The organism is bacterium, assembly GCA_036504735.1.
Classification (GTDB): domain Bacteria; phylum Electryoneota; class RPQS01; order RPQS01; family RPQS01; genus DASXUQ01.
In genome coordinates this window covers 20,072-36,757 of the sequence record DASXUQ010000016.1, presented here as the reverse complement: position 1 = coordinate 36,757, position 16,686 = coordinate 20,072, and the positions used below count along the sequence as shown (strand labels likewise).

The 16,686-nt window shown below is 60.6% G+C and carries 15 protein-coding genes; all 15 read right to left on the bottom strand.

Going from position 1 to position 16,686, the window contains the following annotated elements:
• Positions 1 to 4: 4 nt before the first annotated feature.
• On the bottom strand, positions 5 to 2,725 hold the full coding sequence (locus VGL38_12635; GenBank protein ID HEY3296267.1) for a S8 family serine peptidase: 2,721 nt from the start codon (positions 2,723 to 2,725) through the stop codon (positions 5 to 7).
• 340 nt (positions 2,726 to 3,065) lie between these two features.
• Complete coding sequence (gene pilQ, locus VGL38_12630; GenBank protein HEY3296266.1) at positions 3,066 to 4,298, bottom strand: type IV pilus secretin PilQ; 1,233 nt, start codon at positions 4,296 to 4,298, stop codon at positions 3,066 to 3,068.
• A gap of 53 nt (positions 4,299 to 4,351) precedes the next feature.
• The gene (locus VGL38_12625; protein ID HEY3296265.1) at positions 4,352 to 4,909 is read right to left on the bottom strand and encodes a hypothetical protein; all 558 of its coding nucleotides are present in this window, start codon (positions 4,907 to 4,909) and stop codon (positions 4,352 to 4,354) included.
• On the bottom strand, positions 4,906 to 5,610 hold the full coding sequence (pilO, locus tag VGL38_12620; GenBank protein HEY3296264.1) for a type 4a pilus biogenesis protein PilO: 705 nt from the start codon (positions 5,608 to 5,610) through the stop codon (positions 4,906 to 4,908). Before pilO ends, VGL38_12625 begins: the two co-directional genes overlap by 4 nt.
• Positions 5,611 to 5,619: 9 nt before the next feature.
• Positions 5,620 to 6,054, bottom strand: coding sequence for a hypothetical protein (locus VGL38_12615; protein HEY3296263.1), 435 nt, complete (start codon positions 6,052 to 6,054; stop codon positions 5,620 to 5,622).
• A gap of 39 nt (positions 6,055 to 6,093) precedes the next feature.
• Complete coding sequence (pilM, locus tag VGL38_12610; protein HEY3296262.1) at positions 6,094 to 7,797, bottom strand: type IV pilus assembly protein PilM; 1,704 nt, start codon at positions 7,795 to 7,797, stop codon at positions 6,094 to 6,096.
• A 12-nt stretch (positions 7,798 to 7,809) separates the two neighbouring features.
• A complete protein-coding gene (locus tag VGL38_12605; protein HEY3296261.1) occupies positions 7,810 to 8,988 on the bottom strand; it encodes a PAS domain-containing sensor histidine kinase in 1,179 nt (392 codons plus the stop codon).
• Positions 8,988 to 9,380 (bottom strand): response regulator, encoded by a 393-nt coding sequence (locus VGL38_12600; protein HEY3296260.1) that lies wholly within the window; start codon positions 9,378 to 9,380, stop codon positions 8,988 to 8,990. Before VGL38_12600 ends, VGL38_12605 begins: the two co-directional genes overlap by 1 nt.
• Positions 9,377 to 10,705, bottom strand: a complete 1,329-nt coding sequence (locus VGL38_12595; protein ID HEY3296259.1) for a DnaA/Hda family protein — start codon at positions 10,703 to 10,705, stop codon at positions 9,377 to 9,379. The genes VGL38_12600 and VGL38_12595 overlap by 4 nt, the downstream gene beginning before the upstream one ends.
• A 19-nt stretch (positions 10,706 to 10,724) precedes the next feature.
• On the bottom strand, positions 10,725 to 11,414 hold the full coding sequence (locus tag VGL38_12590; GenBank protein ID HEY3296258.1) for a DUF4388 domain-containing protein: 690 nt from the start codon (positions 11,412 to 11,414) through the stop codon (positions 10,725 to 10,727).
• A gap of 60 nt (positions 11,415 to 11,474) precedes the next feature.
• Positions 11,475 to 12,596, bottom strand: coding sequence for a PilT/PilU family type 4a pilus ATPase (locus VGL38_12585; protein HEY3296257.1), 1,122 nt, complete (start codon positions 12,594 to 12,596; stop codon positions 11,475 to 11,477).
• Between the two features lie 28 nt (positions 12,597 to 12,624).
• Positions 12,625 to 13,818, bottom strand: coding sequence for a hypothetical protein (locus tag VGL38_12580; protein HEY3296256.1), 1,194 nt, complete (start codon positions 13,816 to 13,818; stop codon positions 12,625 to 12,627).
• Between the two features lie 8 nt (positions 13,819 to 13,826).
• Positions 13,827 to 15,485, bottom strand: coding sequence for a hypothetical protein (locus VGL38_12575; protein HEY3296255.1), 1,659 nt, complete (start codon positions 15,483 to 15,485; stop codon positions 13,827 to 13,829).
• Positions 15,486 to 15,512: 27 nt separating this feature from the next.
• On the bottom strand, positions 15,513 to 16,289 hold the full coding sequence (locus VGL38_12570; protein HEY3296254.1) for a hypothetical protein: 777 nt from the start codon (positions 16,287 to 16,289) through the stop codon (positions 15,513 to 15,515).
• A 23-nt stretch (positions 16,290 to 16,312) separates the two neighbouring features.
• Positions 16,313 to 16,684 (bottom strand): hypothetical protein, encoded by a 372-nt coding sequence (locus VGL38_12565; protein HEY3296253.1) that lies wholly within the window; start codon positions 16,682 to 16,684, stop codon positions 16,313 to 16,315.
• Between the last annotated feature and the right edge of the window lie 2 nt (positions 16,685 to 16,686).

Here is a 16,686-nt window from a genome sequence, read left to right as displayed (position 1 = left end):
TGATCTACTTCATCAGAACCATCTTGGAGGACAGCGAAACGGCGCCGGACTGCAGGCGCACCAGGTACACACCGCTGGCCAACCGGGAGCCGTCGAAGACGGCGCTGTGGCTGCCCGCAGACAGCGGTCCATCCACCAGCGTGGCCACCGATTGACCGAGAATATCGTAGACTCGCAGCGTCACACGCGCAGGTGTAGCCACGTCAAAGGAAATGGTCGTGCTGGGATTGAAAGGATTGGGATAGTTTCCATGCAAGGCAAGCGACAGCGGCTGCGGCGTGTGCACCGCAGGCCGGGCGTCGAGGGCGCCCATCCAGTTCAACACGGACGAGATCACCTCATCATAACGGTTGGTATTGTTGGACCCGCAGGCGGCTTCAAGGGCGAATGCAAAGTACGCCAATTTGTAGGTTCCTTCATACTGGATCGCGCCGGTCCCGCCGCCGGCATAGTCGAACATTGCGACCGCGCCATCGCGCGGCAGAATTCGCGACGGGCTCAAGCTGCCGTTACCGGCGCACAAGGCTCCGACCAGCAACAGGCTCATGCCTTCCGACACCGGATTTCCATTGATGCCGCCCACCTGCCGTTCACCCGCAAGCTGTTCGCTCTGGGCATGCAGGTAATTGGCGTAGAACGGTGACGTGCGCAGATCCTCATCGATATTCTGTCCGATCAGAATCAGCTTATTGCCGGCGTCCAGATAGGTCATTAAGTTGCCTTGATCCTCGGCGGTCAGAGTGGACGACGAACGGTCGCCGCAACTCCAGATCAAAACCGGGTACCGGCTCATTTCCGCTTCGGGCAGCACTCCGTCGGTGTTTACGCTCCACAAATCCGATGACACTCCGCTCGTCGTCGCCCCGGTTACATAGTACTGCTCATAGTTCGCCGTGCCGTCGTCGTCCACCACCAGGACGCGCCCGCGTCCGATGCGGATGGTCAGCGACTGCGTCTCTGCATAACCGCTCGGCGAACTGAAGATCACATGGATGTCCCGCCAGTACGCCGTGTCCAGCGTGCCGGCTGCACGGATCAAAACCGGCGACGAACTGTTGCTCCGGCTCTGGCCGGTGGCCATAGCTCCGAGGTACCAACTGTTATTCGTAATCGTCAAATTGGAATCGGCCGCCGAGACCACTGCCGTCAAACTGTCGCCATTGGCCCAGCCGGTCACGTTGGTCACCGTCAGATACAACCGCACGGTCTCTCCGGCTTCGAGCCGGCCATCGTTATCGCCGCCCACAGAATCGCTGAACGTGGAGGTGGTGATCCGCATCTGGGGGTAAAGGGATGCAACGGCGTTGCGCGCACTGATCCGCCCATGCCCGAGGTAAGATACCGGAATGCTCGGATTCTGCGCGTGAATGTCCGCTGCTGTGTTGAACAGCAGATCCCGAAGCTGGGCGTTCGTCATCTGCGGAAAAATCGACCAGACCAGCGCCGCTACGCCCGCCGCATTGGGGCTGGCCATCGAGGTTCCTTCCATGATCCCGTAGCTGCCGACCACCGTACTCATAATGCCCGGATCGCCGCCCGGTGAACACAGATCCGTCCACGTGCCGCGATTGGAGAAGTAGGACAGGCCGTCATCGTTATCCGTGGAGTTCACGGCAATCACATTCGCAAAATTCGCCGGGTATTGCGGCGTCGTGGAACCGTCATTGCCCGATGCAGCAAACAGTATGCACCCCTGGTCCCACGCGGAGTTGATGACTTCCTGCGCGTACTCGGACATGCTCGGGCCGCCGTACGACATGTTCAAGATATTCGCGCCATTGGCCGCGGCATACAGAATGGCCGGAGCCGACGCGCTTTCCGGAATATAGCCATTCCCCGATTCATCTTCGTAGCCTGCGCGCAATGCCATCAGCCGCCCGTACCAGCTCATTCCGGCCACGCCGATGCCGTTGTTGCCGCGCGCCACCATCAGTCCCGCAACGTGGGTGCCGTGCGAATTCAACCCCAGCATGTTATTATCCATCGCACCGTCGCAGTCTTCCCCCTGCGCACAGCCATGAATGCCCTGAATAAAATCCCATCCCAGCAGATCGTCCACGTAGCCGTTGCTGTCGTTGTCCGTACCGTCCACGTCGTTCCAGTCACCCGGATAGTCGGTGGAGGTCCACGCGACCGAGTCTCCGGTCACGTCTTCGCCCGGATTTACCCACAGGTTGGGAGTCAGATCCGCATGCCGCCAGTCCACACCGACGTCGATCCCGGCGCAGACAATCGCCCGCGTGCCCGTCGCCACGTCCCACACCGTATTCGCGCCGACAATGCGCTTGTCCCACTGCTGAGTCCAATACGAATCATTGGGAGTGCGAAACGTACGGCAAACCACATCCGGCTCGATGCGCCGCACATGAGAATCCGCCGCGAAACGGTCCAGCGCATCCAGCACCAGCGCGCCTTCGTTGAACTCGAGCACATACGTGCTGTACAGATCGGGCGCCACCTTCAGCCGCGACAGAGTGCCGTCCGGCACCAGCCGCCAGGCCGCTCTGACTTCATATTCCGTGAACAGCGCATCCAGCGATTCGACACCGGTGGCCATCAGAGCGTCATCCACACTCGACGCATGGACCTTAACCTGCGGCGTAAAATCCACGATCAAGCGCCCGGGCAGAAATTCGGCTTGAGCCCATCGGTCCGATTCACGCGCACTGACAGACAGGGAGCAGACCACAAGCAGAGTCAGGAGCAAAGCCAGCCAGTGTCGCATAACAAACTCCGGAATTTGACGAAGAGAAGAATAGTAACGAAGCCGACAAATGCAGCAAAAACAAAAAGGAGACAACAGACCCTGTGGTCCTGACATGGATTGCTGCGAAGGTGGGGCAAAATCTAAACAATTTAACAAATTATGTCCCTAAAGTCAATCTCCGCCGGTCTATTCCAAAGCGATAATGCAAATTTGGGGCGAGACCATAAGTCAAAGATAAATAAAGAAAAAGCCTCGCAATGAGGCTTTTTATCGAATAGATTATGCACAGCCACTATGCAAGATTTTGCCAGCGACTGCCTGACTACAGGTTGTTTTAGAATCTGCCCTGTCTAAGCCGCTACTTGGCCGCGACCCGCGCCGGAATAACGTGGGGCGTCACGAACACGAGAATTTCCGTCTTGTCCGTGGTCTTGGCCGAATACGAAAACAGGCGTCCGAACAGGGGAATCGCGTGCAACAGGGGCACTTTCCGTTCCAGTTTGCCGTCTTTAGACCGGATCACACCGCCAATAACCACCGTCTCGCCGTCCTTGACCATCAGCGTCGTATTCACTTCCGAGGTGAGGATGATAATGCCTCCGGCTACGGTGGCCTCGCCCGAAAGGTCCGACACTTCCGGATTCAGGGCCATCAGCACATCCTTGTCCGGATTGATGTGCGGCGTTACGGTGAGGCGCACCGCGACATCAAAGAACTGCGTCACGAGGTTTCCCGCCTGATCCAGCACATTAATCGGAATCTTCTTGCCCGAGAGGATTCGCGCTTCCTCATTGTCATTGATGAGCACCGAAGGTTGTGACAGAATCTCCGCCTTGCGGTCATCCTCGAGCGCACTGATCTTGGCAGAAATATCCACACCATTCTCGAGTTTGCCAAAGGTGAAGGAACCCGCGGGACTGTTCACCGCGGCGTCCACCGACGCGCCCGCCCGGGTGTTCGCCAGAGGATTGCCGAGGTTGCCTACAGACCAGTTCACGCCCAACTCCGCCTTGGTGTTGACGTCCACCTCGACGAACTTGGCTTCGATCAGCACCTGCGCCGTGGGCTTGTCCAGCGTCTGCACGATGGAATCCATGCTGCTGATCACCAGCGGAATATCCGTCACAATCAGCGCGTTGGCGCGGATGTCGGCCTGGGCTTTGCCGCGATCCGTCAACAGCTTCGCGACCACCAACTGCAGCTTATCGGCGCGGGCATACTTGATCTGGTAGATCGTGGTTTGCAGATTCTCGGTCTTGCGGGCCGCTTCGAAATCCTTGTGCGTCGCCACGCGGATAATGCCGCTCTGCTCGGTCGCCACGAAGTCGTTCATCTTGAGAATATTGTCGAGCGCTTCGCGCCAGGGGACGTCGTGCAGCAGCACGGTCACGGTTCCCTTGACTTCCGAGCCGGCGACGATGTTCATGCCGGAGAATTCCGAGATGCTGCGGAGCACCGCGCGCACGTCGGCCTCCTCGACATTCATCGAGATCCGTCCCGCAGATCCGTTGTATGGAACGGTCTGCGCCGTCGCGCTAAACGGAAGATACAGCACGCCCAGAAGCAGTAGGGCTGATAGCAGGGTTCGCATGTCCGGCACCTTTCCCCGGTTCGGAGATAACTTGGTTTGCTCTCTGTTCACGGCTACCCCTTGTCCTTCTTGTCGCCCCGGCCCTTGCCCTGAACCCGGACTTTAAGGACGACGTTCTGGTAGTCGCCAAAATCACTGATTTCGAATGTCGCCTGTGACTGCGTCACCAGCGAGACATGCCCTTGGTAGACGGGGTCGCCCTCGCGCAGGAAGAAGTTCTTTCCGTCTTTGTCCCGCACCAGCGCAAGGTACTGGCCTTCGGCCCAAACCACTCCGGTCAGCACGGCGTCGTCCAGTTGCAGCAGTTCGGTCTCTACCTCGCCCGTCTTCTTCTCGTCGACCAGCAGGGCGCGGAACGGATCACGGCGGCCGTTGGCTTCGTATTCCACCGGATTCTCCCGGCGGAAGATCGTGCTTTCCAGATGCGTCCGGTGCGCGTCACCGTCCGGCGTGGTGGCCGAGTTGTCACCCGCCACGTTCAAGGAATCGGTGGCGCTGAGCGGCGTGGACAATTCCGGCCCCTGGGTCTCATGCTTGGGTGCGGCGGGAGCCGGCATCCCCGAGCCTGCCATGATCAGCACGGCGCTGAGGATCATTACGGCGATTCTCATGCCTGATGCTCCTTGTCTTTAGCGGCGGGCGGCGTTTTCGCCTTGGGCGGCGCCTTGGCGCCGGGCTTCTGACCGGCAGCAGCCGGAGCGTCCGCCTCCGCGCCATCCGCAGGCTTGGCCACGTCGGACGTCGGCGTCCCCAATTCCTTGAAGATGTAGATGCTCGCCGTGAATTCGGCGGTCACCGTCTGCGCGCTTCGCCCGCGATTGGGCTTATACGCGGTGAGCTTCAGATCGTTGATATTCACGATGCGGTCGAGCGACGCCACCGCCGACAGGAAATCCCCCAGATCATGATACGTCGACAGAGTCTTGATCTGGATCGGGTTTTCCCAGTAGTAGGGCTTCTCGATGGGATCGAGGGGCCGGAACAGAAGGAAATTGACATTGCGCTCCTGCCCTTCGAGGGTGATGTTCTTCAGCAAGCCCTCCATCTCCTTCTGGGTAGGCAGCAGTTCATGGGCAATTTCCCAGCTCTGCATCAACCGCGCGTAGTCATCCTGCACCGACTGGAAGTTGGCGGCGACCCGTTTGCCCTTGGTCAGCAGCTCGTTTTCCTTCTTGATGTCGGCGGTCAGAGTCTTGGCCTTCTCGCGGCGCGGCACGAACATGAAGTTCGCATAGCCGTACACGGCGCCGAAGGCGAGCGCGGTAATGATAATCAGCTTCTGAGTGGCCGGGCTGCGTAAGTTAATCTGCATGCGATCCCCTTATTGTCCGCCGTTGCCGGCGAGCGGGCTGAACATCGTCGTATCCACCGGTGGAAGCGTAAACACGCTGCCCGGCCCCACCGTGATGCCGCCCTTCCACGTGAAGGCTTTGTTGCCGTAGAAATAGCCCACGCTCATGTCGGCAAGGTAGGTGTACGCGCCGTCCTTGTTGCCGAGAAACACGGCTCCTTCAAAATGACCGTTGTTGTCGGTCTGCGTCCAGCGGTCCGGGCCATCGTAGGGATGGTCGGCGCTCGGATCTCCCTCAAGAATCACGCGTACCCCCGGAATGCCGTGCGTGTGCGTGGCGTCGGTGAAGACTTCGCCCGTCACCCGTGCGGAACTGCTCCAATCATCAACACCCTGGTCGCAGCCCACGCCCAACAGAAGGAAGGCAAGTGCGACGCCCGCGATAACGGCCAACTTTCCTGTCATGATATCCTCCGTGCCGTTCAAGGCACCTTGCGTTGTTGCTTACTTCCCCGACTTGGCGTCCGCCTTCGCCTTAGCTTTCGCGGCGCTCTTTTTGGCCGCGTCGGTGGGAGGCGCCGGCGGCGGACCGGACAATCCCAGATCCGGCACCGCAACCTGCAGCGTAAAACGCGTCACGGTCGCGCCGGCAAGCTCCGTCTGCTCCGACACCTGCAAATCCACTCCGCGCACGTCTTTCGACTGCAGCAAATTCGTCATGAACTGCGAAACCTTCAGATTCGAACTGGTCAGACCCGTAATGCTGAGGCCCGCCCCCCGCCCCGCGGGAAGCTCCTGCACATCCACCAGCCACGTCAGTTCCGGCAGGCAATTATTCACAAGCTGCATCACCTTGACGCGGGCAAAGCGATTGCGGTCCAGTTCGGAGATCACGTCGATTCTGGCGGACACATCCGCGCGCTTGCGCGTCAGTTCCTCCACCAGCGCGATCTTGTCCCGGTAGAGATCGGTCTCCTTGCGGATCGATTTGAGCTTCTGGTTCAAACCGTTCAGCGTGTTTTCCTGGCTGAGATAGATCATGCCCATGCCGAACAGCATTGCCGAGAAACCGACCACCGGAACCACGGTCTTCAGGCCCGCGTAGTTGCGTTTCTTATAACTCGGCTTGTCGCTGGCAAACAGCAAATTGAACCCGGGATGATCGTCTCCCAGTGCCCGCAGCGCGAGCCCGACGGCCGCCGTGTAGTCCGTGCCCGATTCGGCGGTCGCCGCGTCCACGGACTTCACATTCACCTCGAGGCGGCGGAAAGGGTTGACGATTTCCACGTCCGCCCCGAAATGTTGCCTAAGTTCCGCTTCGAGGCCGGGCAGATAGGCGCCCCCGCCGCAGAGCAGAATGCGCAAACCCGCACTCTCCGCATTGGGACCGAAGAATTCCGGGAAGCTGCGCTCTACCTGATCGCAGAGCATGGAACTCACATGCTGCGCAACCCGGGCGACAACCTCTTGCTCCTCCGGGCTGTAGTCCCGGTGCGCCAGCAGAGCCACCGCGCGTTCGAAGCTGATTCCGAGCTCCTTGATCAGTCCCTCGACAAACGTTTTGCCGCCCACGCTCAGATCGCGGTTGCTCTCGTATTGCCCCCGGTCGAACAGCACCGCATCGGTGGATTGAAATCCGATCTGCAGCACGGCCACCGTCGACTGATCGTCGAGGTACCCCGATTCCGACAGCGCCGCCTGCAAAGCAAACGGTTCGGCTTCCAGCAGAACCGGCTTACCGCCCGCCCAGCGCAGCGTCTCCACGGCGTCGAAGACAATCTCATTCCTTGCGGCGACCAGCAGCAGTTCCATGCGCCCGCTGTCCACATCCTGCGGCAGACGCGCATAATCCATGGACACTTCGCTGGTGTCGAAGGGCAAATTGCTCTTCGCTTCATAGGCGATGGTGGCGTCGAGTTCATCGTCGCTCATCTCATCCGTGGCAATCTTCTTGATCATCACGCGGCGGCCGCTCACGGAAATCGCGGCCTCTTTGCCCGCCACGTGATTCTCCTTCAGAAGCGCCGCGACGGTGTCGCAGACCACCTGCGAATCCATCACCATCCCCTCGACAATCGCGTCGTGGGTCAACTCCTTCGAGGCCACGCGTTCCACCGTGACGCCGTTCTTCTTCTGGCGGAGTACCGCCAGTTGAATGCTGCGGCTTCCCACGTCCAGCCCTATGCCCACCTTGGCACGCTTTGCCATAATCAATCGCCCTCAGATAGTAGATGCTGATTTCGCCGGCAGGGATGCGAACCCCGGAAACTCCGCTTCGCCTTCGCCCGCGCCACCCGTTTCCACGGGACGCCGCGGCAATACCACTCGAAACTCCGAACCTGCTCCCACCCGGCTGGTGGCCCACACCCGTCCCCCCATCGCCTCAATCAGCGTGCGGGAGATGGTAAGCCCAAGGCCCGTGCCCTGCACCGGAGACGCCACACTGCTCTTGGCGCGATAGTACTTGTCGAATACATACGGCAGTTCATTCTCGGGAATGCCCGTTCCGTTGTCCTTGACGATAAATTCCACGTACGCTTCGTGGTCCTGCGCCTCCACCTGCACTTCACCGGTATGCAAGGTGTGGTGAATGGCGTTCTGCACCAGATTCAGCAGCACGCGGATCAGTCCTTCACGCGAGGTGTAGACCGGATCCATCCGCTCGCTGATCCGTACCGTGACCCGGATCTCCCGCCGCTGCGATTCTTCCTCGCATTGCCGCACCGCGTAGGCGACGCAATCCGCCACGTCCACGATCTCTTCGTCATATTGATGGTCGCCGATCTCCATCCGCCGCACATCCAGCATGTCTTCAATGATCTTGGCCAGGTGGTCAATCTCTTCCTCGATGATGTGGACGTAGCGCGCGCGCCGCACGTCATCCATGGCGTGGCTTTGTCCGAGAGTGTACACGTACCCTTTGACCAGGCCCAACGATGTCCGCAGCGCGAAGTCCACAGCCGAGTGCCGGCTTTCAGCGGTATCCCACAGCTTGCGCTCCAGCGTCAGATCCTCTGTGATGTCACGTCCGATGCCTGCAACCGCCCACACCCGTCCGTCGCGCACCAGCGGCGTTTCCACCACTTCAAACGTGTGCGCGTCCCCGCCCGACGGATGATAGGTCCGGGTGGAGCGTTCCACCGTCCGCCGCTCGACAATGCTCTTCAGCACGCGCTCGGCCAGCGCCACGTGGTCGCGGTCCAGTTGCGCACCGATCTTCGAGCCGATCACCCGTTCGCGCGGCAGTTTCAGGATCTTGCACAACTGCGGATTGACGTCGAGAAACACACCGTCCGGACTCAACACGTAGACGATGTCCGGCGAGGTCTCGATCAGGTGTTGCCACACTTCCGGTCCCGCGGCGCCTCCGCCCTTTTCCCGTGCCCGTTCAGTCTCCATCACTGCTCCCCCCGCACCGGAGTCTGACAGGCTACACGCCGGATACGCGCCACGAGGTCTCCCACCGAAAACGGTTTCATCAGGTAATCCACTCCTCCGACATTTAGGCCCTGCTGACGCTCCCCGTCCATCCCTCGAGCCGTGACAAAAATCAGCGGAATCTGCGCGGTTCGCGGATCGGACTTCAACCCCGCCGCCAGTGCATAGCCGTCCATCGCCGGCATGGTCACATCCGTGACAATCACATCCGGCTGCATCTGCACGGCCAGATCCTGCACCGTCGTCGAATCCTGCGCCGTGCGCACGTCGAAGCCCTCGCCTTCCAGCGTGAACTCAAGCAGTTCGAGATAGCGGGGGTCGTCGTCGACCACCAGAACTTTCAGAGTGCTCATAAGCTGTTCTTCGCGCCTCCGAGCGGGCTCAGGTCAAAGAGAGTGCGTGCGCGATCCGCCGGGGTTTCCGCCGCCACCTTGCCGCACAGGTTAATCAGGTCCCGTACCAGTTCCACCGTGACTTCTTTCTGCGACAGCGCGGCCATCACAGTCACCTGCTGCAACAGGTCCAGCAGATCGCGCTGACTGGTGTTACTGCGCGCAACTAGTTCGCTCAGAACATCGTCTTTCAGGTCCACACCGTTGGCGTGGCGCCGCGCAATGTCCATCCGCGCAAGCACCGAATAGGCCGAAAACCCGGCGATGACTCCCGATTCCAGCGCCACCCGCAGGTCGGGAATCAGGCGCGGCTCCGTCGCGAGGTTGTGCCGCGAGGCCACCACCAGCCGCTTTCCCTTGCGTTGCAGATTGCGAAACGTCTCCCCCAGTTCGCGCTGCGCCCAGTCCCGCGTGAGCAGGGCTTCCGCGTCGTCGATCAGCAGCAGGTCCAGTTCGCCGTACAGGTAGCGGAAGAAGTTCACTTTCTTGTCGCGGATGCTGGCGAAGAGTTCATCCACAAACCGCTGCCCGCTGGTAAGCACGCACCGTTTCAACGGGGAATGCGCCAGCACATGATTGGCGATGGCCTGAAGCAGATGCGACTTGCCGCAGCCTTCCGCACCCCAGCAATGGAAGGGATTGTACTCCTCGTCCCCGTGCAAATCGCTGATGGAGCGGGCCACGTTCAACGGAAACTCATTCGCCGTATCGGCGACGAAGCTGTCGAAGGTCTGACTGCGGTTAAGCTGTACGCTCTTCCCCACCTGCCCGATGCGTTCATCCTCCAGCAGCGCACGGGCGCGGATAACGTGATCGCCCGGTGAGACGTCCGCCGCGTCCGTGGCATTGGCCGGATCGCCATAGTGCACATACAGCGCGTGCTCAATGGCGTCATAGCGCCCCACAAAGGGAATGATTTCGAAATCGGTGACGCTGCGCAGGGCCGCCATCGCCTGCGGATCGGTCGGGTCGGTCATGGCAACGGCCAGGGAGTTCCCGCTGCGCCGCACCGGAATCAAATGATGCCGGTGGGCCACCGATGCCGGCACGTGCCGCACCGCTTCGCGGTCGATTTCCACGTCTTCCAGCTTGAGGAAATGCACCTGCAGCACATCGCGGTAGAGGGCGATCAAATCCTCCTGCGCGAGAATGTTCAGATCCATCAGCGCCTGGTCCAGGCTGACGCTGTGCTGTTTCTGATAGTCGCACGCCTGAGCGTACTGCTCCTCGCTGATCACCTTCTTCTCGGTCAGTACTGTGGAAAGGGTCTGCTGTTTCGCGCCCACGGCCATAGTCCTCGCTGCTTCAGTCCTTCGTCTCTTCCGTCATCACGCGTTTGCGTGCCTCTTCCCCCGCCCAGAACAGTGCCTCGGGAGCCGTTCCTGTCCGCGCCGACAAGACCGTCGCCAGTTGCCCGCGCTTCAGAATCAGCAGCGTATGGTCTCCCTGCTGAAGGAACAACTTCTCCGGTTTGACCGAGTCCTCGCCGCAATAGGAACGGAGCTGCTCGCTCAGCCATCCGCGTTCCTTGAGGTCGAGGGCCGTGGTCGCTTCCACCAGCGCGCCGTTCATGACGCTCAGCGACTCCAGGCCGGGAACGCGTTCGCGCAGACTCTCCAGCACGCTTTCCAGATGGTCGAGCTTCGGTTCCGCCGCGGCTTCGGTAACGGCGCCCGCCTCGTGCTCAAGGAAACTCAGGATGTCGTCCATCGCCAGCCGGATGCTCCGCGCCGGGGGAAGTTCACCCGCATCCAGCATGAACGTGCCCTTCGTCCACAAGGCCACTTTCTCCAGGGCAGCCACGCCGTCGACACGCTGCTTGCCTTCCGTAAGAAGGGCATGGGCGATCTGGCCCTTCACAAACCACAGGGAGCAGTTGCGGCCCGCCGTGCGCACCCGCAGCACTCCGCCCCATTCGTCATGGAAAATCGCCCGGATGACAGGCAGCACACCCCGTTCATCCAGATTGCCCAGCGTCGTCTCTTTCTTGCCCATGTTCCTCTCCTCCTGCCCAGCCCTACGCCGCCCTGCCCGGCGGCACAAACAGATCAAGGGTCATTGCCGGGTCTCCGCGTTGTTCGCAGCCGCCGCCGCGAACCGTGAGCCCGAAGAATTGATTCCCCGCACCGCCATTTCCAAATCGTGCGGGTTGGTCGCGCTTTCCATCGCCGTCTCGAAAGAGACCGTGCCGTTTCGCAGCAGGGACAGGATGGACTGGTCGAAGGTCTGCATGCCGTGTGTGCCGCGGTCGTCTTCGAGAAATCCCTGCAGCAAATGCATTTTGTCCGGATCTGAGATGCACTCCTGCACCGCCGCCGTACTTACCAGAACCTCGACGATGGGCACACGCCCCGGCTTGTCCGAGCGCGCCACCAGCCGCTGCGAAATGATTGCCTGCACCGTCCCCGCCAGAATCGACCGGATCTGCATCTGCTCGTTCAGCGGGAAGAAAGAAATAATGCGGTTGATGGCTTCCACGGCATTCAGAGTATGCAGCGACGTCAGCACAAGGTGGCCGGTCTCCGCCGCCTGCAACGCCACTTTCATCGTCTCCGGATCCCGTGTCTCACCCACCATGATGATGTCGGGGTCTTCGCGCAGCGCATGGACCAGCGCGCTGTAGAAGGTCAGCGTGTCGATCATCACTTCGCGCTGGGCGATCAGCGACTTCTTGTTGCTGAAGATGTACTCAATCGGATCTTCGATCGTCAGGATGTTGGTGCTGCGATGGATGTTGATATATTCGATCAGCGACGCCAGCGAGGTGGACTTGCCCGAGCCCGTCGCGCCGGTGAACAGCACAATCCCACGCCGCAGATTGGCCAGTTTTTCCAGCACCGACGGCAGCATCAGATCCTTGAAGGACGGAATCTGGGTCTTGATGGCGCGAAACGCCAATGCCGCGGAGCCCCGTTGAAAAAATGCGTTGACGCGGGTACGGCCATGCCCCGGCACCGTCAGCGCCAGGTCCAGTTCCTTGTCCCGGTACAGTGCTTCAAGCTGCTGCGGAGTGAGCACATCTTTCAGCAGCGTATCCATCTCCTCGGCGGTCACCTTCTCCGGCCGGGTGGCAAACAGATCGCCATTGATGCGCAGCACGGGAAGCGCTCCGGCCCGCAGATGCAGGTCCGACGCCTTCTTCACGAACAGTAGTTCAAGTAATCCGCGTAAATCCATGTGTCCTTATGCCCTGACTGCGCTCAGTTCACTCCGCCGGACTGTCGTTTTCGAGACGGCTTTGAAGAGCCGAAATCCGCGTTTCCACGTCGCCGTATCCGGGATGCCGGTCGTGTACGGTCTTAAACAGGTTCAGCGCCTGATCGAGATTGCCTAACAGCTCGTGCACTATTCCCAGTTGGTGGATGACGGTAAGCTGTTCCACGGGAGATCCGTCCGACTGCTGCGACTCGCTCTCGAGCAATTCCAGCGCACCCTGCAGATCGCGCGACTCCTGCAGGCACTCCGCCAGGGCCAGGGTAGCGCGGGCACGGATCGACTTGTCCTGCCGTGCCTGTTCGAATTCGGCCATGGCCGCGTCCCAGAGCGTCATCTCTTTGTAGACAACTCCCAGATCGTAATGGTCACGCCCCGCGCCCGTCGGCTGCTCCTCGGCCTCTTCGCCTGAAACCGCTTCATATTGCACCGGGGCGGGCCGGGCCGGCGGCACATCGACGTTCATCATCGGCGGTGTGTAGGACAACGTGTCCATCGCAATGTCTTCCGGGAAGGAATCCAGCCCGTCGAGGGTGATCAGATTCTCCTCCGAAGACTCCGCCGCCGCGCGTCTCCCAGTTTCGCCGTAAGGACGGTCCGCATCCTCGTCCGGTTCCGCCGGAGCGTGAGACACCGCGTGTTCCAGTCCGGTCTTCACGTACTCCAGCAGGCGCTGCTCCAGTTCGAAGTCCTCGATGGCCGACTCCTTCCAAAGCGCCTCCAATTCGTGCAGCAGATGCGCGTGCCGGATCGGCTGGTCGAGGATCTTCTTGAACAGCGAGCGCATATCGCTTTCGGAGCGATGACGCGACAGCTTGAGGTAACTGCGGAAGGATGCCAGACAGTCCGCCTGATACTCCAGCCCGAGATACGCCTCGGCCAACAGCAGATGCACGTCCTCTTCCTCGGGGGTACGGCGCAGGATTTTCCGCGCGATGCCCAGCACGTTTTCGTACAATCCTTCCAGTGCGAAGCCTTCCAGCGCGCGCCGCCAGGCTTCCACCGCCTGGGCACGGGAGCGATTGTTGATGTGCAGGTCGCCCACCAGATTCCACAGGGCAAAGTCCCGCTCATTCTCCTCGAGACGCTTGCTGTAGAACTCGAGCGCCTTGCCCCACTTCTTCTGCCGCATGGCGTCTCGCGCCTGCAACTCCGGATTACCCTTATCGCCGAACAAGTTCTTCATGAATGACCTCAACTGATTTGCCGCCACGTGCCGCGCTGTACCGTATGCACCTTCGGTGCGCCCGGAGGCCAGTTCGTAGGCGACAAAAGATCCGTATCATAGCCCCAGTTTCGGTTGGGAGGATTATAGACATTCCCCTGCCCCCATGGCGCCGTCGCCAGGCGGCTGAACCACAAATCGATGATGCTGCCCCGGAAGGTTACCGTCACTCCCGACCAGGATTCCAGAAAGCGGAAGATGTTCTCCAGTCCGCCGCTGTACGTTCCGCCGTTCGGTGTGTTCACGTGCCCGGCCATGACGCAGGCGTTGACGGTCACGGGGGTGGCAATCCGGTTTCCGATGGGCTGCGCGGAATTGCCGTCCGTCCATGCCGGCGACAAAATCGTAATCGCGTCGCACAGCAGCGAGGAACCCTTCTTGGAAACGGAATTGTAATTCCCCATAATGTACAACGGCAGGTCCGTGGCCACGGTCAGGCCGCCCAACGGCAGCGTGGCCGCATTTTTCAGACGCACGCAGGGCGCGTCGCCCGACGAGTTGCTGATGTAGAGAATGTTATTCGGCGGAACGTAGTGTCCCGCGATCATCGCGGCCACGTCGATGTCCACAACGTCCATGTTTTTGTTCTGACGCGCGTCATAGAACTTGTTCTGCGTATAGGTGTACACACCCGGTTGGGTCAAGACGTGCCCCGCGCTGTCCTTCAACGCTCCGTCCACATAGCGCACGGTAGCCTTGTACCAGTACTTCGAAGCTTTTTGCATCGCATTGTCTCCGGCGACGCCGCGCTCGATCACCTCGTGCTGATCGGACGTGGCCGGCAACGGCAGCCGCAAGGTGGACAAGCCGTGCGACGCGTCGCGGAAATTCCCGCCCCAAAGCGATAGCGCATCCGAAGCCCAGGTGACCCGGCGGTTGTCCAGCCAGTAACTGCCCCGCCAGACGTTCTGCCACGTGCCGAAGGTATCCTTGATGTAAACCGGCCCGCTCAGATCGATGTGCGAATTGTCTTTCCGGTAATGCCAGTACCGTCCCACCGCCGTCACCGTGGACTGGCAGCGCAGCGTCGCCCCGTCACAGCCCATATACAGGTCGCCGTTGGTGTGAATCGGCCCCGAGAAGGTCATATCCGCACCGGGGAAGATTTCCAGATCCTTTTCATAGAACACACCGAACTGAAAAAGCGGGATGTACTGATGCTGGATTTCCCGTACGATGTGGGTGTTGCGCCGCTCGCTGGATGCGTCCGCCTCCACGTTGTACCGCTGCACATAACCGTCGAGGCCGGTGTAGTCTCCCGACGTGATCCGCTCGGACGTCAGGGCGCCCACCTTGGTGACATGATAATTGGTGATGGTGAATCCCGGAATCGTGGGCGCCGTAATCGCATCCAGTTGCCCCTGTGTCGGATCGAGCACGTTGTTCAGCAGCGTGCGCAACTGATCCGATCCGAATTCCACCGCTCCTTCCGCCGCATAGAACGTCCGCGCATTGTCCAACTCCGCGCTGGACACCTGTGTTTGCCGGGTCGAACGGATCGCCGCCGATCCCGCAATGAACACCAACCCGCTGAGCAGTATCAGCGCCACCAGCATTACAAAGCCCCGCTGGTCCGCCTGCCGCCCTTTGCCCTGCCCGTCTCGCCCGATGGTCCATGCTGTTCGCATTGAATTGTCTCCTGCGAGAGGCTGTGATTACGCTCCGAGGCTCAAATTTCTTCCTCGTACCAAGAATCGCTGGATATTCCGCTTGAAGCGGTCCTGCCAGTAAGTGCCGTCCGGCATCAGGACGAATTCCGGGCGGCCGTCTCCGGCCTGTTCGGATTTCGTCACCACGGTGATCTCCACCGCCGTAATCCTCACCCGCTCGCCTGCCGTTAGCGTGTATCCGCCCGCCGGGTAGGCAATCGGGTTGGGAATCGTCAGTCCGTCCTTGTCGATATAGCGGAACATCAGAAAATCGACGTGCGATGCAATGTTGCGCGTTGTCGGCGTCCGCCACCTGACCGAGTCGCGTGACCACACCCACGTCTGCTGCTTCAGGATGTGGGCGGTCGGGTCCAGATAATAGCGGGCCGTTTCCGTCCGGCCGTCATTGTCGATGTCCGCGGTAAAGACCACGCTGTAGGTGTTCGCGAATTCGAAGTCCTGGCGGATCGAATCGCTCCAGGCCTGATAAGGCACGTCGCGCCGGATGTCGTTGGTGTCGCCGTTCACATCCTGCAGGGCCATCAGACCCACCAGCCGGAAATCCCGCGTGAGGTGCTGGACGACAAGGCGCCCTTCCCGGTCCGCCGACATCGCGTTCTCTTCCTTCGCAATCCCGTGCGCCGCGCCATAGTAGAGGGAAAAGAGCGAGGCCATCAGCACCATCGCCAGCGACATGGCAATGATCATTTCCAGCAGACTGACGCCCGAGGCCCGCGGCAGTTTGCCGCGCCCGCTCCGCAACCGATCCACCAAACCGCTCATGTGCGCCTCCTCGCGACTCATCCTTACAGGTTACTCACATAGGTTCGCATTTCCGCCCGACGCCGCCCGTGTTCGAAAAATACTTGCAGGACGACCTCTTTGACCGTGCCGGTCTCATGAACCTGCACCGCATGGTAGTAGCCGGGATGATCCGGATACTCCCCGTCTGCGCCGGTGGCATTCTGCACCGCCGCGTAGGGCTGGTTGCGGATCCGCTCCATCTCCAGCCGCGCCAGCGTGGTGGCCACGTTCATCCGCTCGCCGTACCGCCCCGATTTCGAAATCGCCACAAAGGAGGACATCACCACCAGCAGGCCAAGCGTCACGAGGAAGATCGTGATGACGATCTCCAGCATGCCGAGCCCCGATTGTTTGCGCCGAATCCGCTTCATCATGA